This window comes from Azospira sp. APE16, assembly GCF_047901315.1.
Lineage (GTDB): Bacteria > Pseudomonadota > Gammaproteobacteria > Burkholderiales > Rhodocyclaceae > Azospira > Azospira oryzae.
Map to the genome: position 1 here is coordinate 3,702,540 of NZ_CP179682.1, position 19,058 is coordinate 3,721,597.

Consider the following 19,058-nt stretch of genomic DNA (forward strand, 5'->3'; position numbering starts at 1 on the left):
ATGCCGCCAAAACGGCGGGAAGAAACCCGGGGCGATGCCTAGGCCGGCAAAAAAATGCCAGGGCCATGGGGAACATAGCAAACAAAAATGCCGGGCCACAAGGCACCGGCGTTTCCAGGCGGGGTTCGGGGAGCGGCGGCTGCCGTCAGACCACGTGTAAGTGACATCGTTTTCCTGGACAGAATACAAGGGCTACCGCTGTTCTACCATCACTGCAAAAGAACTCCACATCGGATATTCGGATTGGATTAGCATATGACATGGATATTTTGGACAGTCTCAAATGCCAGTCCGGAAAATCAAGAAAAACTATCGCAACGTCACCGGGGTTTCCTCAGCGACTAAGGCCATCGGTGACGCACAGTTCGAATCAACCCTGGAACGGGACTTCATCCGGCTAGCAGAGTTCTCGCCGGATATCGCGAAGTTCGAAGTCCAGCCAGTCAAGATCAGTTGGGTGCATGCAACCGGTACTGAGCGTACCTACACCCCTGATGTCCTGGTTACCTTCAGTGACCCCGAAATATCCAAACCATGGCTCTGTGAAGTTAAATATAGAGCAGATTTGAAAAAGTACTGGCCTGATCTGCACCCTAAATTCATTCAGGGGATCAGGTATGCAAAGCAACGTGGTTGGCGGTTCCGCCTCATCACGGAAGTTGAGATTCGTGGCCCAGAACTAGAAGCGGCCAAGTTTCTTCTCCCATTCCGTCACAAGAACATTCCCCCTAACAAAGTCCATCAGGTCCTCAACCTAGTTGAAGAACTGAAAGTCACCACACCCGCGGCTCTTCTGGCCAACATTTCGCCAGACCCTTATACCCAGGCGGAGTGGATCCCAGCCCTTTGGCTCCTTGTCGCTCAGTTTCGAGTTGGAATCAATTTGCAGGAGCCTCTTTCCATGACATCCAGAATCTGGAGTCTCGAATGAAAGACCTCTCCCCTCGATTGATCTTGGAGTACGGATCCGACGTGGCATATCGGGGACGTCGGTATGTCATCTGCCAACAACCTTCTGACTTCAGCGCCATATCGATCAAAGATCCGGAGTCAGGCGCTATCTTTCAGGCGGCAGTAGCGGAGCTGTCTCCCTATGTCGAAAAGTCCAAAGCATCCCCTGGGGACTTAGCCACGATCTCGGAAAGGCGAGCAGCTGAGGCCAACTATAAGTACGAGGTGATCAAGCCACTACTCAATATGGCCAAGCGCACCTCTGCCGACGTCGTTGCTCAAGCTACCAAGTACGGTCTAAGCCGATCAGCAGTGTACCAGTGGCTCCAGGAATTTGACCGGATTGGGAAGGTCTCCGTCTTTGTGCGCAAAACCCGTAAGGATGCCGGCAAGAAGAAAATTCCCAAGCAGCTTGAAGACATCATCTCCGACGCAATCAAGACCCAATACCTGACCAAACAGAAGAAGAAACCTTCTGCCGTCATTATTGAGATAGAGCGCATCTGCAAGAAGCTTGAGATTGATCCCCCTCATCCAAATACGGTCAGAAGCCGCATCCGGCAAATAAATGCCTACGAGAAGAAGAAAAGCCGCGAGGGGAACAAGGCGGCACGCGATGCCTATGCGCCGCATAAAAGTGAATTTCCGGGAGCCGACTTCCCTCTTTCGGTTGTGCAGGTCGATCACACTCCTCTCGACATCATTTTGGTTGATGATGCCCACAGACAGCCAATAGGCCGGCCATGGCTCACGCTATTGATCGATGTCTATTCAAGGATGATCCTCGGCTTCTATATCTCATTTGACCCGCCTGGAAACCTCTCCCTTGGCCTGTGTCTTACACACGCATTCCTTCCCAAGGAAAACTGGCTGGCCAAACACAATATCAATACGCCATGGCCTTGCTGGGGCACCCCTCGAACAGTCCATGCCGACAATGCCAAGGAGTTCCGCGGCAACATGCTCCAGCAGGCCTGCAAGGAATATGGAATCGACCTGGAATGGCGTCCGGTGGCTACTCCCCACTACGGGGCTCATATCGAACGCCTTCTAGGCACGCTGAACCGCGAGATTCACAACGCCCCTGGGACCACCTTTTCTAATCCGAAGCAGAGAGGTGAGTACGACTCTGACAAAGAGTCGGCAATGACTCTGACGGAGTTTGAACGGTGGTTCGCCATCCTATGTGTTGAGGTGTACCACCAACGGCCTCACTCCCAACTCGGGATGCCACCTATCGCCAAGTGGCAAGAAGGAATCCTGGGGACTAAGACCTCACCAGGAACCGGTCTTCCTCCGCGGATTACCGACGAGCTTCGACTCAAGCTTGATCTGATGCCGTTCGACACGAGGACCGTACAACATTACGGAATAGTCTGGGACCATATTCAATATCAACACGATGTTCTCAGACGTTGGGTGAACGCAAAGGACCCCAATAGCCCCAAGAACAAGCGGCAGTTTCTTTGCCGTAGGGATCCTCGAGACATCAGTGTTATCTGGTTCTACGACCCGGAGCTTGAAGACTATTTTGCGATTCCATATCGCAATACGTCGCGCCCAGCAATCAGCCTATGGGAGTTAAGAGCGGCCGAACATCGGGCCAAACAAGAGCGTCCTGATTTTCCAATCGAAGAGGACTTGATCTTCCAGGCCTACGACAAGTTGCGAGAAATCGAAGACAACGCCAAAACAATAACCAAGAAGGTCCGTAGAAGCCGGGAGCGTTCACGTGTCGGTATTACCAACGCCCGCGCTCACATACCCCCAGTCTCTCCTAAATCAGCACCTCCCCCTTCCCGAGACAAGGCGCCACCAACCAGAGTCATCAAGCCCTTCGAAGACATAGACGACATGCAGGGGGAAGATGACGATGACTGAGCCTCGCTCCCATCTTCTGAAGAAGGCGGCTGCTTATCTGGATCGCCCCGATGATGAGCGGATTGCCTACATTCGTTCCCCACGGTGGATCGGCTACCCCAGAGCCCAGGAGGCCCTGAACAAGCTGGAAGAGCTCCTCAATTACCCGCAATCCCACCGAATGCCCAATCTGCTGATTATTGGCGACACCAATAACGGCAAGACCATGTTGGTCCAGCGCTTCTGCAAACAGCACAAGCCGTCGGACAACCCAGAGGGCGAAGCCGCCATCGTTCCTGTCCTCTATGTACAGGCTCCGCCAGTTCCCGATGAGGGCAGGTTCTATAACGCGATCCTGGAACTCCTGTTCGCCCCTTACAAACCCGGTGACCGGGCCGACCGGAAGCAGTTCCAGGCCATCAAGGTGATGAAGGCAGTAGGCCTGAAGATGCTGCTCATTGATGAAATCCACCACATCCTAGCGGGATCAATGACCAAGCAGAAGGCTTTCCTTAACGTGATCAAATATCTCGGCAATGAGCTGGAGATACCGATTGTGGGAATCGGCACCAAGGATGCCTTTCGGGCGATTCAGACTGACCTTCAGCTATCCAACCGGTTCGATCACATCAACATTCCCCGATGGCACAACGACGATGACTTTCTCCGGCTGTTAGCCTCGTTTGAGCAAGCCATTCCGCTCCGGCATCCATCCAGCCTGATAAATGGCCCTCTGGCCGATAAGATCTACTCCATGACTGAAGGCTATCTGGGAGAGCTATCGCGTCTCCTGGTTAAGGCAGCGGTTCAAGCAGTCGGAAACGGAAAGGAGCTTATCGACAAGCGGATTCTGGATGGACTGGGTTGGACACCGCCCTCAGAGCGTCGCAAGGAACCCAGGGGCTGAGATGGCCTACGGCAAGGTGTGGCCAGCCCATCCCAAGCCGTTTCCGGACGAACTGTTGTCCTCCTGGATCGTTCGCGTTGCCCAGGCCAATGCGATCAAGCTGCAAACCCTCTCCTGGATGCTTTTTGGGAATGAACGCTCCCCCTGGAATCGGGACATAGACCGTTCTGCCCCACCCTGGCTCATCAAAGAGCTAGCTCACCACACCGGTGCTAACTACTGGGATGTGTTCCACACCACGCTGGCCACTTACCGTCAGCGTCTTTATCCCCGGCGGCGCCTATCTGGCCAGTTGCCCTGGATTTTGACGATACATAGCTATGGGATGCGGCGGCGGGGACATGGGCAACTGTTATGCCCTCAATGCCTGGCAACAGACCAGGTTCCCTACTTCCGGAAACAGTGGAGACTGGCTCTATTCACTTACTGCCCAATCCATCAGGTCAGGATGGTGGATTCGTGCCCGAATTGCGGTGCTTCAGTGATGCACTACCGAGGAGATTTTGGGCGAACGATTCAGGAGGCTAAGCCCATGCATGTCTGTCATGGTTGTGGCTATGACTACGCTGGAATGGAGGGTGAAAAGGCCGAGTTCTTTTCGGAAGAGATTCACCAGCTGTTTGACGACATGGTGATCTCACTATCAGGTCCGATGAACCGGGCAGAGAAGTTCGATCTAGGGTTTTTCTCGGTACTGCATCAGCTGTGCTCAATTCTGGTCAGTCTGAACAATAGGGGGCGGCTTGAGCAATTCATCTGCCGTCGCCTGGGGACACAGTTCGAGCCTAGGCTGCGAGTACGACTGCCAATTGAGGGATATGCCCTCGATGACCGTCATCACCTTCTCCAGTATGGGCTCTGGTTGATGGGAAGCCTCGCATCCCGTATAGGCGAAGCTTGGGCTAGCAAGGCTGTTCGGTATCACCATCTGCTGAAGGACTTTGAGGGGGCGCCTACTGATTATCGGACCCTAGTACAAAAATTTTCAAACTGGCGAAAGGCGTGTGCTCACTGAGTATTCTCATCAAAACTACCTCCCAGTGGCGTACTTGGCTGCCAACTTACTCCCCCAGGCAATAGGTGGTATGGATTCGTCTGCTCTCAGCCAGAAGCGGGAGTTCCCGTAGTCTCCCCAATAGCGGACGGCTTCCAATAACGGGGCTACATATGGGCGGGCGTGGAGCCCAGTCAGAGGTACTGAGGCAGCTGAGCGTTTGTCAGATAATCAATCATGTCCGGGTTGTCGCAAACCGCAGAATAAAACACATAATCCCATGCATTCAGCGAAGGCTCGACAGCCGCTTGCCTGATCGTCATTAACATCTGCGGGACATCTTGGCTCGCTGCTCTCATCGCACCGACGAGGCGCAGCAGCCGGCGATGTTGGTTGCGGAAGAAACTTGCATACCTCCGTTCGATCGCGAGTTCCCGCATATGGCTTCGAATCAACCGGGCGTGCGACGGATCTAGCCCGTTTACGATCCCGAGGGTAAATGCCGGGGCGTCGAATGGGGCATTAATCTCAAGACATAGCACCTGTTCGCCGACAAAAGTATCGAAGTACGGGTGGATGAAAAAGCGTGGGGACTGAGCATCGCCGACCTTTGTACCTTTTGCAAGTTGGCACGCGTCGCACATCGGGAAGAGGTTGACTGGCGTGATACAGAAGTGTGGATAAAGGTTCTTAGGTAGATAGTGGTCTAGAGTGTTTGGACGCCCTAATTCGCCACACGCGGGACATATAGTCAATTCGTGTTGCCGCATGGTTTCAAGCATTTGCCCCTGAGCGGAGTTTTCTGCGGGCGACAAGTAGAGGTTTAGGAACGTATTCGTTCTGGGCTGGATGGCGGTCCAATTGGTAACTAGGGGTGGAGAGCCACCATGGTCAATATATTGCTGGACACGCTGGGACCATTCCTGCTGGATACCGTTAAAGAAAGCAGCATTCCTGCCATTGGTCCGTTCTGCAACCACGTCCACAACAAGCTGAACGCTGTCGACTGTTGGCATTGGGAGGCTCATAACCACTGGTTCCGATCTCCTATTGCCTTAATCTGAACAAGCAGTTCTTCATTTAGGCTGTCGCCGAGCGCCTCAATCAAAGCGTTTGCGGAGCCGAATTCCTCGAGCTTTTGTACCAGCCATTTTTCAAACGGCTTGGACACAACGTTGTCTCCGAAAACATAGGAGGAAATCCTCTGGATATCGCCACCAAATGTTTGGAAGGGCGGATGAGAGATTATGAGCCCGTCTTCGGTGCGTTGAAAAACGTGAACGCAGTCCGCTGGGACCTCTCGGACGACGACCTCAGAATGGGTGGCCAGCAAGGCCTTCGAGTTGAAGCTGACTAAAATTTCCTTGAGCATCTCAACGAACTGAATCTCCAGCGTCGGGTGAAGAAACAACTCTGGCTCGTCAATGAGTACTAGGCTGTTGCGGCGAATGACCCCAAGTAGATTGATAACGATATAGGCGAAGAGGCGTTGCCCAGAACTCAGTTCTATTGGGAGACCATCTCGGAAGAAAGTTACGCCCGACTTGGTGATACAGGAATCAAGCAGGCGCGCCGAATCCAAGTGATTAATGTTGTGCGACGCGACCGGGACGTAACGGCTATCACCTATGTCAACGGATGTAGGCCCCTCAACCTCGTTGAAGTCCGAGTACAAATTCCGCACCCGCCTATTAGACTTTATCTCGACGGCCGCGAAGTCAAACTGGAATGCATTACGGAGCACCTCCTCCATTGTGCTGACTTTCCTCGCCCAGTCGGTAATGACTCTGAACTTTTGATCGTCCGCCATGCAAGCGATCAGTGACTGCGCAGCATTTGCCTTTGGGAATTCGTGCGAAAGCCGTATCCTCCGTGGCCTACCATCCGTGCCATCGCCCGTGCGGCCTCTGAAACCAAAGTATTGATAGACGTCCTTGTCTTGAACCATCACGCCTTCCATGTCGACTGGGAAGCGCTCGAAGGGGCTGTAAGAAACAACCACGACCTGGCTTAGATTGGGTTGTTCAGCGAAACCACATTCTCCATCCCGTGGCTTGATCCAAGCGTCCACCATTTGGTGCAGAACACGGGACTTTCCTGCGCCATTGGGGCCAATCAAAACGTTAATGTCATGCGGAAGAAGGCTGTCGGACGCGAAATTAAGCGCGAGCGTGGATGTCTCCCGAAAGACGTTTTGAAAACGAAACTCGAAGTTCTGAACGGCAATCGCGAGGTTTTCAAGAATCTTCCAACCGTCCAGGTAGGCCGCTACACTCCCGCGCTCGCGTTGTAGTGAGTCTCTGAAACCCTCAGTATCTACGAGACCCAAGGCCACCTGATCCAGATTGCGTACCAGGAAGCTGGCATCTCGAAGCTCCCTAGCGATCTCGATAGCTCGCTCTCCACCTAGATGCGCCGTCAGCTGTTGGTAGAAGGTAATTTCCGACGGTACCGAAATGTAGTCAATACCTGGCGGAGGAAAGGTGCCATCCCAGCCAGAAGCACGTAATTGGTCCAGTGCGCTTTGTGATCTGGAGTGATTTGCAATCAGAAGTCGTATCGCACCGAGGTCCACGAGTCGACCATCAATCCGACAGGAGACTGCAAAAATGGTCTTGTAGCCGTAGTCATCCCAGTTGTCCCATAGCAGTTCCAGAACGTCATCAGTGCCCTGGGGCGCTGAATTTCTGCGTGCGCTACGCCGACCCAAATAGCAAACCTTCACCGCTCACTCCCTAATGCATTTGTAATGAAAACTTATTTTTCGGATGTTATACGGAGTTGGAATTCTCAGCGAGACTGACGATACCCGGATACGTTGTATGTTTGCCTTCTTACCTTTAAGGCGAATGACAGTTCAAGGTGGGAAGCTGACATAGCCAGGTAGTTACCTTGCTCGAAATGCAAATGGCCGGTCTGCAATCAGTGGCCTGCCATTTGTGCGGAACTCTGTAGAGAGTCCTAGTCACTACCTTCATGCCATTGGGTGGCAACGTTGGGATGACCGCCTTTCGATGCGATTGAGAGGCAACATTCGTGCGAATACTCATGCTCACGCAGATAAATTGACCGAGCACCTTTATAAAGACCGTTATTGATAGACGCTTTCTGCATCTAACGCAGACCCAGCATTCAAAACATTTAGTGCCACCACCAAATCAATCTTTTTCACTCGATAAATCTCTGGGTGTTCAGAGTTGCTAACAGGCTCGGCAACAAGGAATCTCTTTAGAGGTTGGTCACATCGATAGATTTCGATAAAGCAAACTTGCCGTGTACGCGTCCTCCCATCAGGCATTTCGTGCAGGCAAGCGTCCACCACTCCATCTTCATCAACCACCATTGGTAGTTGGATTACCGGGCTGTGTTCTCCGGGAGGCAGGAGAAACCTATGGGTTAATCTCTCAGGACCCTTCTGTACTTTTATACATAGTAGCTCGACCCCTGCTCTTACCCATCTGGGAAGTTGAAGGAAATCACCGGCTTCCTCGCACGGTTTCTCCCCTCTCTCTACGTCACATCCTCTAGCTCCTAATGAGTCCTGTGCTTCTCCCAAAGCAACCTGTTCAAGTCCACCATCTTTGTAACGAATAACCACACTAGGCGAGCTACAGGAGGCAATCTGTTCTCGCCATACCTGCTTCCTCTTTAAATCAGGAAACCGGATGGAGCCATCAAAAATCGACGACCTCGATGACTTTGTCTTTCCAGGGTCACCATCTGATAGCACAGCCCTCTTCTCCCGATCTACAACCCTGCTTCCATTTTGTGAATTGGATTGCACTCCTCTCTGAGGCGCCCTTACTTTCCGATCCTCCGCCTCATAGGTCAGAGAGCGAAATGGAAATGGATGGGAGCAGCTATCGATATGGAATGCCAAGAAGATCGACTTCTCCTGCCCATTGAACGATAGCCACATTCCTGAAGCAGTCAGAGTTGTTGATCCATGGAATGGGAAGCCCATGTATGGAAAGGCAGGCTGTCGCTGGGAGAAGGCAGAAGCACAGTGCTGATAGACATAGCTTGCAGCCCTGTACGCCGTATCAGACAGTGCAATCCTTCCAATATCCGGCGCAGACACACCCGAAAGACGATCCGCAAGCTTTAAGTGAAGGTGGCCCGTCTCGTGGTTGTAGTGCTTGGCCTGCCATAGGCGCTCTGGCGACATGGCTCCAGTGAATAGCCGCAAAATAAACTGGCTAGTTGACCCATAGTAGAAGCGGATCATCTCTGTCCCTGGAACCACGAGGCTCACATCACCCGCATCAATCAGAACACAGTAGGAGTGGGTATGGCGGTGGTGCCATGGATGCTCACCGAACGGGAGCAGGAAATGCTCATCCACTGATACTCCGGCCTTGAGATAGGTAACGGTCTGAGGATGAATATGTAGCTCATCAAAGGTGTAGCTCTCATACACCGGCTTTACCGAGACAACCCCTTCTTTCCAAATATCCCCAATCCTCAACAGCGGAAGCAAACCAACCGGTATCCAAACATCTCTCTGCTGCTCCACAGCAGTCTCAATCCGGCTAAACAGATTTAGGGAATGCTCAGGATCCTTCAGAGGGGATATCGCCACCTTAATACTTGGCTGGCGAAAGCGCTGAACTACGACTGGATAGGCTACCTCTCCGAACCAATCAATCCGCCACGGCCTTTCATCTGGCGTCAGTTGGGGAATGAGAGGCGGCTGGTACATCGAGGCTATTGTGCTTGGGCTCTGGCCGCTAACCAATCCGCCCGAAGCTCCCGGGCATCATGAAGGGCATGGTGCGCATCAGGAGACTCAATCAGACCTGCCCTGGCCCAACTGAAGGGATTGACCTTATCAGCCACATTGGCCCCCTCTATCCAGGGGGATATCGGGTCTGTCAGCGCCTGGCGAAATAGCTCGAAGTCTGTGTCGTAGTCGTACAGCACAAGAACAGGGCTTTGGTTATCGACGGCATGTATGCCCTCAAGCCAGGTTCTTAGCGTCCTGGCCAAGGTAGTGCGATCCACGCCACTTTGGCTCTGCCCCAGCTTAGGAAGCACCGTTGATTGGACAAAGTCACTGCACCGAGCTAGATCGAAGTCGTTCCGCTCAGCGTAAAATTCGTGGCAGCCGCACTCACTCACCAGTCCAAGAGATATCAGATCAGGCTGCTGAAAGTCAGTGAATTCTGTATCTAGAAACAGGATCATGGCTAAGCTTGGAATAGCAACGTTTCTATCTGGAACTGCCCTTATCTCATGATGACGCAGAAGGCCGCACTCAAGTGCGGTGAACTCTCTGACACAAGCTTCACGGCTGCGATCTCATCAACCTGCATGTCCGCGATGTCACGCATGGAAATGAGGCTATCCTCGAACCATGGTTGTCCAGAGGAAGACGCAGTGGCCAGTGCGGTTGAACTGACGGAGCCAACCAGGGGCACCGTCACCGCGAGGCTCGACAAGTTGCAGCGACGAAGTGACCAGTTCCACTTCCCGAGCAAGGTGACCCGCTTATCACATGTCTTAACCCGGCAGTACGCAAGGAATCGTCCATCACATTGCTTCCCCGCGTGCTATCTGCGTTGTTATTATGACACCGACGATCCATGTACCTTAGCAGCTTTCAGAGCCCATGCCGGCAGCGCCTGTCGGTGCTGGCTTGAGCCATTGAATATCAGCTGTTTCTGAGGGGCTGTTACAGCAAGGATGTAGCGCGGACACCCCGTTTCTTTGAACAGGGAATGCAACGTAAAGTAGCTTCAAGACTACAACAATGACACGCTTATTTGACGAGTGGCAGCAATTTCAGGAACGGGAACGTGAATGTTCTGACCTGATGGGGAAATTGGACTTGTACGCAGCTAGGCTTTTTGGCGACTACGAGCCACTGATTACTCCTTTGGAGGAGATTCCCAGAGATTTTTTCGAGCGCCTTGACCGTTGGCTTCGGAATTTCAAAGGAGATACTGACCGCTGGAATGCATTCAAGCTTGTCGACGATATTTTCTTTGTCGGCAGACATGAACTAAACGAACTATATCGGCTGGCATTCGATCACATTGCCTGTGACTGGCTAGTGGCTCAGAAAAATTTACACTTGGACGATCCTAAATTTGAAGAAAAACTGGAAACGGCTCGAAATAGAACTTGGTTTTGCCCTATCACTGATAGCTTGAGAATAAATGCATTCCGGCATATTAACCATATTTCGTCACCGGATTATTTTCCAGACTGGCGATCACTCGCACTTTTCGGCGATATAAAAAAGATCAATAATTACATAGAAAATAGGATTGATCATCTCGTTTTAATTGAGGACTTTATTGGGACGGGCACGCAGGTTGAGCCGGCTATTAAGTTTGTAAAAGATCACTTGAAGATACCAACCCTAGTCGTGCCTTTAATAATCTGCCCGACAGGCGACTTAATGCTTCGGAAAGTCGCAACCCAAGAGTCTCGCATTCACTATCGTCCAGTGCTGCAGTTGCCTCCGGCGTGCGTGATTGCGGAGACCCCTGCACAAAATGAACCTGATAACGTTGTCAGGAATCGAAACACAGTTGAATCGTATCGGGCCATAACTGCTGACGCAGATCCTTACGGATTCGAGTCAGGCTATGGCAGCCTTGTGGTAATGCATACCAACTGTCCCAACAATACCATTCGCCCCATACATTCACAAAAACGTGGCTGGCTACCTCTGTTCCCGCGTTCTACGCGGAGGAAGGCCAAATAGTATGGAAAAGATATTAAATCCATTCGCTGAATCAAACCTAACGGAACATATTGCCGCAGATGATTTCGTCAATATATTTAGTCCAACAATAATTGAACAAGCCACATCGCTGTTCAGGCACGGTAACGTTGTACTGACAGGAAGCCCCGGATCAGGGAAAAGCATGTTGCTCGCCTTGCTTAAGCCGGAAACTCGAATTGCCTACTTTAGAGCAGACCAAGACTTTCCCGTCGAAGAGGAATTCAGAAAATTCATTTCTGCTGGCATCAACCTCACGAGGGTCGGGGCACAAGACTTTGGTCATCGGTTAGCCGTCGGTGAGATTGCAGGTGAAAAGACGATTGATTTGGCTCTCTTTTTTGCCGATTTCTTCAATTACTACGTTGTTTATGATCTTCTAAAAACGCTTGAAACTTTTCTGGCCAACGACCTTGCTCCTCTCCAAAAAGAAAAGGGCTTGCGTGTCACGGAAGCAACTTTGGAGAAAGCTGCTTCCGAAATAAGAAATGCGTCTTGCTGGTTTGGGTACTTGGCAAAGACAAACGACTACCGGTCACTGGTCCAAGCACTAGAGGATCGGATGACGGCCTATAGAAGTTACTTCAATTTCAATACTGACGAATTGCCAGAAGAAATTCGAAGTAGCAAGACTGCAGTTGGCGAGCCAGTGGCCCAAGTGGCGGCAATCCTCCGCTCTACGGGAGTGCTATCGGCTGCTACATCGGTCTTCATACGTATCGACCAAGTGGAAGAGCTATATCACTTGGAATCACGTTATGGCTTGGGCTCAAGTTATCGGCAGATGATCAATAAGGCCTTGGCCATGCGCGATCACCGTGTCTCGTACCGTCTCGGAATGAGACGATATGCGTTAGAACATGAGATGGCAGTCTTTGGAACTGGGTCAAAGCTCGAAGAAGAGCGTGACTTTTCGATAGTTGACCTAGACTTTGCCCTAAAGAAGCGAGAATACGAAAAGCACTGGCGCTTTCAAGCTTTTGCCATTGATGTTTTTGAGCGGCGACTTAAATCCGCAGGGTATGTTATCCCCAAGCGTAAGACCACGACTTCCATAGTTCGCGAGGTTTTCGGTGCCCCCATCGACAGGCGAGAGTTAGCCAAGCTGTACGCCGGGAAATCTCCCGAAAGAGTATTGGACTTTGACGCAGAATGGCCGGAGGAATGGAACAACTACTTGTCAGAGCTTGCCCGTAATGACGTACTGTCTGCAAAATTCGGCGAAGCATGGGCAAGGCAACGTGGCAAGGAAGAGGTAACTAGACAAATTCCTGTTGGGCTCCCTCCATGGGAGGCTGCTGACAAGCGGTGGTGGAGAAAGGAGCGTAATGAGCATGCGCTCATGTTAATTGCCTCTAAAGCCGGACAGCGCTTCGTTTGGTCAGGCGATATGGACTTGATTGAACTGAGCGGCAACAACATCTTGGTCTTTATCACCATTTGCAGGCATATCTGGCAGGCATGGTTACGCTCAGACACAAAATCTACAGGTACAAAGCAGCTGCCTAGCATTGACTGGATACAGCAAGCATCTGGGGTATATGACGCTAGTCGATCTTGGTTCGAGAAGGTTTTGCCACAGGGCTTCAACGGCAACTCCCGGCAAAAAATTGTTAGGGAACTCGGAAACTGGTTTGGAAGAAAGATGGTGGCCGACAAAGCCATGTCAAACCCAGGGCATAACGGTTTCTCTCTTGCTGATGACGAGTTGGCCAATGACAAAGAACTTGGCAGCTGGCTCCGGCTTGCAACGGGGTTTGGTGACTTGGTATCGATGCCACATACCACGAAGCTACAAAACCGGAAAATCCGCCAGAAGTGGTATCTAGCACCTGTCCTGTCGGCCTATTTCAGAATCCCACATGTCCATACAAAGGAACCCATCTATACGTCTCTAGAGGAAATTCGAAAGCTCCTTCTATTGGGACCACCGCCTGGAGATGTTGGGACACAGCGGGAATCATTGATGAGCGGCACTAAACCGAGGCGCAAGGCTAACGACGCGCAGCTATCGCTGTTTTCCGACGAAGAAAACTGAGAATGGAGTCATTGTGAAACGCCCATGGGGTTTATTACATAACGTTGTTGCCAGAATTAACGGGGCGGAGTTGTGGGACTTAATTGGGGCTATCTCTTTCGAGGAGCGTTGTACCGGTGCCCTTGAGACCCTACATTCTGAGGGCAAACTACGATACAAAAAGCTGTTCAAAATTAATGACCCTGAGTCTGGCTATAGCAATCTAGTGCGTCAGAAGACTAAACAACATCTACTTGTTAGCCAAACCTTCGGTGTTACAACCGAAGATATTGTTGAGGTAGAGCTATTCTCCCCAGCAAACATCATTGTGTCGTCTATTCATGATTTTCTTACCAAGACCAACGGGAACGTTATTCTCGACATATCGAGCCTCCCGAAACGGATATTCTTTCCGTGTCTAAAGCTCATACTCAATAGCGACCGCGTCCGTAATTTGATCGTCACATACTCCATCCCCGAGGACTATACGAGGGAACCGCTTGGGGCCGATACCGATCCCCTAGGTTATTTTCCTCTTTTCTCCCCGCAGCAAGTTAAGCCACATGAGCCTGAGGTAATCATTATTGGGGTCGGATATCTGCCATTCGACCTTGGTGATCTTTACCAGCACTTTGCCGAAGATGTTCCAGTTAAAGTGCTATTCCCCTTCCCACCAGGTCCTCCGTCATTTCAACGGAATTGGCAGTTCCTACTGGATATATTTGGCGAAGCAGAATCTGACAGTATCCCGGAACCGATCAGGGCTGATGCACGAGATGTTTCTTATGTCTTTGACGTCATTGGGGACTTGACCTCTGACGGTACTAAAACCGCATGTTTATTGCCGTTTGGACCAAAGCCACATTCACTAGCAATGGCGTTGCATAGCCTTAAGGGAAAAAGTAAGGATATCGTGCTCTATACACAACCGAAGGCTTACCACTTCGACTACTCCATCGGCTTGCGCCGGTCCGAGGGCATCCCAGAAGCTTACGGATATTGCATTAAGCTATCGGGGAATAATCTCTACTTCTAAGTACGATCATTGGTAGTTGGTAGCGCCGTTACCCGGAAATTCCTTCGCCCTCCCTTCCAATCCCAACGACAATCATAAATTTGGCTTAGTAAGCGGAAGTTTGGTTCTCGGCATCAAGAGGAATTGTTTGCTCGTATGCATGGATTTAAGCCAGCAAGCCATCCTTTATCACTTGAGCCAACCCGCGAGCGACTAATGGGGAAACAGCATTACCAATCATCTGGAAATTTTGCTGCTCACTGCCCAGAAACTTGAAATCATCGGGAAACCCTTGGATTCTGGCAGCCTCACGTACAGAAAACCCCCTATGCTCGGTGGGGTGAAGGAAATATCTCGGATTCCCAAAGTAGGTATCAACGGTGTAACTCGGCCGTTCCCATGCGAGACGCCGATATTTACCATTGAATGTATTTCTCAAATCTACACAGTCGTCGACTTGCTTCAAATATCCCTTTTGCAGCAGACTGAAAACCAAGTGGTCAACTCGAGGACCAAACTCCTTATGCAACGTAGTAAGTGGTACTGGGTCTGCATCTCCAACTTCACGCACCCTAATTTGTCTCCGCAATTTAATCATGCGTGTCAGTAAAGCGCGTTCCGGTAGAGTGGTATGGCCAAAGACTTCTGGTATCTCCCACGTATGAACAGCCCGCTCACCATCCCTTACGTTGCTTAGTTTCATCCCTACTCCGATCTTTCGTGAGATCAGGTAGTCAGCTGACTTTTTTTTCAGGGGTGCAATATCATGGTTGTGCGCGGTAGCACTTAGGTTACCAATCGCATCGAAGAGTGAGCGATGTGGAGCCTTAGTGAAAGTAAGGTCAATCGGGGCCTTTGACTTCCAACCGATCATAAATATACGGTTTCTCTGCTGCGCAGCGCCAAAATCTAGTGCGCTTACCTTGATGGTAGTTGTGCTATAGCCGTCGCCACGCAACAGCTCTTCAAGTGCTGTCCAGTAGGTTTTGTGCCCTCCACTTAGGACCCCTGGAACATTTTCTGCCAAGAAAATCTTTGGCTGGAGTTGCAATGCATATCTTCCCGCCCGTAGAAGAAGGGAGTTGCGGGGATCTTCCAAATCCCGCTTTCCCGCCACGGAGAAACCTTGGCACGGAGAACCCGCAAGCAGCACATCAACCTTTCCCTTGTAAGGTAACGGCTCCTCGCTACTCAGATCGTGAATCCTAGCTGTCGGCTCAATATTGTGGTTGTAACTAGTTACGGCGGCCGGATTTATGTCAAAAGCTGCCTCAATCGTGAAACCAACTTGGTGAAACCCGAGGTCAAGGCCCCCGCAGCCACTGAATAGGCTGATAGCTCTCAGCTTCCGTTGTTTTGTCATCATCTCTTCAAATAGTTGCTGTTCCGGAGAAAACAAAGAGCCAAAAGTCCTCGATTCTATCGTATTGCTCGGATTTTGAGCTCTCACCATGCCGTCAGAGCCAACCGCCATGCCGTTTGGGTTGGCAGGGAGGTGGGCTTATCTGTAGCCCCATTCCCTGATATGGCGAGGAAAAAAGTTGCACCGTCCTACCCAGACAGCTTTCAGGGTCACCATTAGCTACAGGCATGACCTCATTCAATTAGCCCCTCACTTTCTTACTTTACGGGTACGTTTCCTGAAATTTACAAAAAAAGGCCACTCCCCTCGGAGTGGCCTTGTCAGAAATGGCTTCTGTAGTCGGTAACGTTTGACTGCGCAGTCCTAAATATCTCAAGAGAATCCAGATTATCAATATTCAGTCCATAATATTGATGGAATTTACACCACGCCGGCAGTGTGGGCCTGCTGGTCCGCCCAGTAGGAGCTGCGCACCATGGCGCCGCAGGCGGCCCCGGAAAAGCCCATTTCCTTGGCTTTTTCCTCGTACATCTTGAACACGTCGGGGTGGACGTAGCGCTGCACCGGCAGGTGGTGGTTGGAGGGGGCCAGATACTGGCCGATGGTCAGCAGTTCCACGTCGTGGGCCCGCAGGTCGCGCATGACTTCGAGGATTTCCTCATCGGTCTCGCCCAGGCCCACCATCAGGCCGGACTTGGTCGGCACCTGGGGATAGCGGGCCTTGAACTGCTTGAGGAACTGCAGGGAGTGTTCGTAATCGGCGCCGGGACGGGCCTGCTTGTAGAGGCGGGGCACGGTTTCCAGGTTGTGGTTGAGCACGTCGGGCAGGCCCTGGCCGAGCACGTCCACCGCCACTTCCAGGCGGCCGCGGAAGTCGGGCACCAGGGTCTCGATGGTGGTCTTGGGGGAGGATTCTCGCACCGCCTTGATGACATCCACGAAGTGCTGGGCGCCGCCGTCCCGCAGGTCGTCCCGGTCCACACTGGTGATGACCACGTACTTGAGCTTGAGCTTGGAGACGGATTCGGCCAGGTGGGCCGGCTCCAGGGGATCGGGGGGCAGGGGCTTGCCGTGGCCCACGTCGCAGAAGGGGCAACGGCGGGTGCAGATGTCGCCCAGGATCATGAAGGTGGCGGTGCCGCGGCCGAAGCATTCGCCGATGTTGGGGCAGGCGGCCTCTTCGCACACGGTGTGCAGCTTCTGTTCCCGCAGCAGCTGCTTGATCTCGCCGAAGCGGCCGGCGTCGTTGCCGGCCTTGACGCGGATCCAGCTGGGCTTTTTCAGCGTCTCTTCGACCGGCACGATCTTGATGGGAATCCGGGCGGTCTTCAGTTCGCCTTTTTGCTTGACGCCGCGTTCGCTGCTCATTGAGTCTTCTCCAGTTGTGCCACGAGATGCCGGGTAAGGTCCGCCGTTGCTTGTGGCAGGGTCCGGGCCACGCCCAGGTCCTTCAGTTGGGTCACCGGCATGCCGGCATACCCGCAGGGGTTGATGGCCTGGAAGGGCGACAGGTCCATGTCCACATTGAGGCTGACGCCGTGGTAGCTGCGGCCGTTGCGGATGCGCAGGCCCAGGGCCGCCACCTTGGCCGGGCCCACGTACACGCCGGGGGCACCGTCGTGGCGCTCGGCATTGACGCCGTATTCGCCCAGCAGGTCGATCACCGCCTGCTCGATGCGGCTCACCAGCTCCCGCACCTTGAGGTTGCGCCGGGGCAGGTCCAGCAGCAGGTACACCACCGCCTGGCCGGGGCCGTGGTAGGTGACCTGGCCGCCCCGGTCGATCTTCACCAGGGGAATGCCGATGTCCCGCAGCACGTGTTCCGGCTTGCCCGCCTGACCCAGGGTGTAGACCGGCGGATGTTCCACCTGCCACAGCTCGTCCGGGGTTTCCGGGGTGCGGGCGGCGGTGAAGGCCTGCATCGCCTCCCAGGTGGGCACGTAGTCTGCCCGACCCAGTTCGCGGATGACCAGCGGGGAAATCACTTAGGTCCGTCCGCCGCCGCTTACAGCACCACCTTCACCAGGGGGTGGCCGGACAATTCCCGATACAGGTTGTCCAGCTGCTCCTTGGAGGTGGCGGTGACGGTGCAGGTCAGGGAGATGTAGGTGCCCTTGCTGGAGGGACGCATTTCCATGGAGGCGCCGTCGAATTCCGGATCGTGCTTCTGCACCACGGTGAGGATGGTCTGGGCGAAATCCACTTCCATCTTGCCCATGATCTTGAGGGGGAAGGCGCAGGGGAATTCGAGCAGGGTTTCCTGCCGGCTTTGGGGATTGTCGGGATTGGCTGGGGTCTGGCTCATGGTGTTCTCTTGCTCGATTCGGCTCAGGCGTCGGCGCGGCGCATCACCTGATTCTTGAAGTCCTGGTACAGCGCATTCATGCGGGCGGCCAGGGGGCCGGGCCTGCCGTCGGCCACGGGGGCGTCGTCGATGCGGGTGATGGGCAGCACTTCCTTGGTGGAGGATGTGACCCAGACCTCGTCGGCGCTGCGGAGTTCCGCTTCTGCCACCGGACGTACCTGGGTTGGAATGCCGTTGGCCGCCGCCAGTTCCAGCACCACGTCGTAGGTGACGCCGGGCAGGATCAGATTGCTCTTGGGCGGCGCCAGGATCACCCCGTCCTGCACCACCAGCACGTTGGAGGCGGAGCCTTCCATGACCAGGCCGTCCCGCAGCAGGATGGTCTCCGTGCAGCCGGCGGCGGCGGAAAGCTGGCGCAGCAGCACGTTGGCCACCAGGGAGACGGTCTTCAGGTCGCAGCGCAGCCAGCGGAAATCCTCGGCGGTGAGGGCGGTGCCCCCTACGGCCAGCAGTTCGGCGGATGGCGTCGGCAGGCGGTCGGCGTAGGCGAAAACGGTGGGGGTCACGGCCGGCCTGGGGAAGGCCTGGTCCCGCACCGGAGCGGCACCCCGGGTCACCTGCAGGTAGACGCCCTGGTCCTCGCTGCCGTGGTCATCGACCAGACGCTGCACCACCTCCGCCCATTGCTCCTTGGAGAGGGGATTAGCCAGCTGCAGGGCAGCCAGAGTGCGCTCCAGGCGCTCCAGGTGCTGCTGCAGGCGGAAGGGACGGCGGGAATAGACCGGGATCACCTCGTAGGCGCCGTCGCCGAAGAGGAAGCCCCGGTCCATGGGGGAAATGCGGGCCTCGTCCAGAGGCAGGTAGTTACCGTTGAGGTAGGCCAGCATGTTCCCTCCGTCAGCTAGGGGAGCGG

16 protein-coding genes are annotated in these 19,058 nt (G+C 53.3%); 7 read left to right on the plus strand and 9 right to left on the minus strand.

Going from position 1 to position 19,058, the window contains the following annotated elements:
• The first annotated feature begins 283 nt into the window (after window positions 1-283).
• Genes ACLSSQ_RS17605 through ACLSSQ_RS17620 form a run of 4 tightly spaced genes read left to right on the plus strand, consistent with a single transcriptional unit; the run spans window position 284 to window position 4,733 of the window.
• Window positions 284-931, plus strand: a complete 648-nt coding sequence (locus tag ACLSSQ_RS17605) for a TnsA endonuclease N-terminal domain-containing protein (protein WP_416243381.1) — start codon at window positions 284-286, stop codon at window positions 929-931.
• The gene (locus tag ACLSSQ_RS17610) at window positions 928-2,832 is read left to right on the plus strand and encodes a Mu transposase C-terminal domain-containing protein (RefSeq protein ID WP_416243382.1); all 1,905 of its coding nucleotides are present in this window, start codon (window positions 928-930) and stop codon (window positions 2,830-2,832) included. Before ACLSSQ_RS17605 ends, ACLSSQ_RS17610 begins: the two co-directional genes overlap by 4 nt.
• The gene (locus ACLSSQ_RS17615) at window positions 2,825-3,718 is read left to right on the plus strand and encodes a TniB family NTP-binding protein (RefSeq protein ID WP_416243383.1); all 894 of its coding nucleotides are present in this window, start codon (window positions 2,825-2,827) and stop codon (window positions 3,716-3,718) included. The genes ACLSSQ_RS17610 and ACLSSQ_RS17615 overlap by 8 nt, the downstream gene beginning before the upstream one ends.
• A gap of 1 nt (window position 3,719) precedes the next feature.
• Window positions 3,720-4,733, plus strand: a complete 1,014-nt coding sequence (locus ACLSSQ_RS17620; protein WP_416243384.1) for a TniQ family protein — start codon at window positions 3,720-3,722, stop codon at window positions 4,731-4,733.
• 173 nt (window positions 4,734-4,906) lie between these two features.
• On the opposite strand, the gene ACLSSQ_RS17625 is transcribed toward ACLSSQ_RS17620, so the two are convergent.
• From ACLSSQ_RS17625 to ACLSSQ_RS17640, 4 genes are all read right to left on the minus strand, one after another.
• Window positions 4,907-5,728: a hypothetical protein gene (locus ACLSSQ_RS17625; protein ID WP_416243385.1), complete on the minus strand. Its 822-nt coding sequence runs from the start codon at window positions 5,726-5,728 to the stop codon at window positions 4,907-4,909.
• A gap of 8 nt (window positions 5,729-5,736) precedes the next feature.
• The gene (locus ACLSSQ_RS17630; RefSeq protein ID WP_416243386.1) at window positions 5,737-7,437 is read right to left on the minus strand and encodes an AAA family ATPase; all 1,701 of its coding nucleotides are present in this window, start codon (window positions 7,435-7,437) and stop codon (window positions 5,737-5,739) included.
• Window positions 7,438-7,803: 366 nt separating this feature from the next.
• Window positions 7,804-9,414 (minus strand): hypothetical protein, encoded by a 1,611-nt coding sequence (locus ACLSSQ_RS17635; protein ID WP_416243387.1) that lies wholly within the window; start codon window positions 9,412-9,414, stop codon window positions 7,804-7,806.
• A 5-nt stretch (window positions 9,415-9,419) separates the two neighbouring features.
• Window positions 9,420-9,899 carry a hypothetical protein gene (locus ACLSSQ_RS17640; RefSeq protein ID WP_416243388.1) on the minus strand — a complete coding sequence of 160 codons (480 nt, stop codon included), beginning with the start codon at window positions 9,897-9,899 and terminating at the stop codon, window positions 9,420-9,422.
• 565 nt (window positions 9,900-10,464) lie between these two features.
• Here ACLSSQ_RS17640 and ACLSSQ_RS17645 point away from each other — a divergent pair.
• From ACLSSQ_RS17645 to ACLSSQ_RS17655, 3 genes are read left to right on the plus strand one after another with little or no spacing between them, the layout of a single operon-like run.
• On the plus strand, window positions 10,465-11,427 hold the full coding sequence (locus ACLSSQ_RS17645) for a hypothetical protein (protein WP_416243389.1): 963 nt from the start codon (window positions 10,465-10,467) through the stop codon (window positions 11,425-11,427).
• Between the two features lies 1 nt (window position 11,428).
• Entirely contained in the window at window positions 11,429-13,483 is a 2,055-nt protein-coding gene (locus ACLSSQ_RS17650) for a hypothetical protein (RefSeq protein ID WP_416243390.1), read from the plus strand.
• Between the two features lie 13 nt (window positions 13,484-13,496).
• Window positions 13,497-14,498 (plus strand): hypothetical protein, encoded by a 1,002-nt coding sequence (locus ACLSSQ_RS17655; RefSeq protein ID WP_416243391.1) that lies wholly within the window; start codon window positions 13,497-13,499, stop codon window positions 14,496-14,498.
• A gap of 145 nt (window positions 14,499-14,643) precedes the next feature.
• On the opposite strand, the gene ACLSSQ_RS17660 is transcribed toward ACLSSQ_RS17655, so the two are convergent.
• From ACLSSQ_RS17660 to ACLSSQ_RS17680, 5 genes are all read right to left on the minus strand, one after another.
• A complete protein-coding gene (locus ACLSSQ_RS17660; protein WP_416243392.1) occupies window positions 14,644-15,951 on the minus strand; it encodes a DNA cytosine methyltransferase in 1,308 nt (435 codons plus the stop codon).
• Between the two features lie 309 nt (window positions 15,952-16,260).
• The gene (lipA, locus tag ACLSSQ_RS17665; RefSeq protein WP_014236010.1) at window positions 16,261-17,208 is read right to left on the minus strand and encodes a lipoyl synthase; all 948 of its coding nucleotides are present in this window, start codon (window positions 17,206-17,208) and stop codon (window positions 16,261-16,263) included.
• Window positions 17,205-17,762 (minus strand): lipoyl(octanoyl) transferase LipB, encoded by a 558-nt coding sequence (gene lipB / locus ACLSSQ_RS17670; RefSeq protein ID WP_416244304.1) that lies wholly within the window; start codon window positions 17,760-17,762, stop codon window positions 17,205-17,207. The genes lipA and lipB overlap by 4 nt, the downstream gene beginning before the upstream one ends.
• A gap of 83 nt (window positions 17,763-17,845) precedes the next feature.
• Window positions 17,846-18,145: a YbeD family protein gene (locus tag ACLSSQ_RS17675; protein ID WP_014236008.1), complete on the minus strand. Its 300-nt coding sequence runs from the start codon at window positions 18,143-18,145 to the stop codon at window positions 17,846-17,848.
• A 23-nt stretch (window positions 18,146-18,168) separates the two neighbouring features.
• Window positions 18,169-19,032, minus strand: a complete 864-nt coding sequence (locus ACLSSQ_RS17680; RefSeq protein ID WP_205231455.1) for a D-amino acid aminotransferase — start codon at window positions 19,030-19,032, stop codon at window positions 18,169-18,171.
• Between the last annotated feature and the right edge of the window lie 26 nt (window positions 19,033-19,058).

Bases quoted from the DNA above. Each gene is read 5' to 3' on its own strand.
- ACLSSQ_RS17605 (WP_416243381.1), top strand. From the start codon at position 284: ATGCCAGTCCGGAAAATCAAGAAAAACTATCGCAACGTCACCGGGGTT.
- ACLSSQ_RS17610 (WP_416243382.1), top strand. From the start codon at position 928: ATGAAAGACCTCTCCCCTCGATTGATCTTGGAGTACGGATCCGACGTG.
- ACLSSQ_RS17615 (WP_416243383.1), top strand. From the start codon at position 2,825: ATGACTGAGCCTCGCTCCCATCTTCTGAAGAAGGCGGCTGCTTATCTG.
- ACLSSQ_RS17620 (WP_416243384.1), top strand. From the start codon at position 3,720: ATGGCCTACGGCAAGGTGTGGCCAGCCCATCCCAAGCCGTTTCCGGAC.
- ACLSSQ_RS17625 (WP_416243385.1), bottom strand. From the start codon at position 5,728: ATGCCAACAGTCGACAGCGTTCAGCTTGTTGTGGACGTGGTTGCAGAA.
- ACLSSQ_RS17635 (WP_416243387.1), bottom strand. From the start codon at position 9,414: ATGTACCAGCCGCCTCTCATTCCCCAACTGACGCCAGATGAAAGGCCG.
- ACLSSQ_RS17640 (WP_416243388.1), bottom strand. From the start codon at position 9,899: ATGATCCTGTTTCTAGATACAGAATTCACTGACTTTCAGCAGCCTGAT.
- ACLSSQ_RS17645 (WP_416243389.1), top strand. From the start codon at position 10,465: ATGACACGCTTATTTGACGAGTGGCAGCAATTTCAGGAACGGGAACGT.
- ACLSSQ_RS17650 (WP_416243390.1), top strand. From the start codon at position 11,429: ATGGAAAAGATATTAAATCCATTCGCTGAATCAAACCTAACGGAACAT.
- ACLSSQ_RS17660 (WP_416243392.1), bottom strand. From the start codon at position 15,951: ATGGCGGTTGGCTCTGACGGCATGGTGAGAGCTCAAAATCCGAGCAAT.
- lipA (WP_014236010.1), bottom strand. From the start codon at position 17,208: ATGAGCAGCGAACGCGGCGTCAAGCAAAAAGGCGAACTGAAGACCGCC.
- lipB (WP_416244304.1), bottom strand. From the start codon at position 17,762: ATGCAGGCCTTCACCGCCGCCCGCACCCCGGAAACCCCGGACGAGCTG.
- ACLSSQ_RS17675 (WP_014236008.1), bottom strand. From the start codon at position 18,145: ATGAGCCAGACCCCAGCCAATCCCGACAATCCCCAAAGCCGGCAGGAA.
- ACLSSQ_RS17680 (WP_205231455.1), bottom strand. From the start codon at position 19,032: ATGCTGGCCTACCTCAACGGTAACTACCTGCCTCTGGACGAGGCCCGC.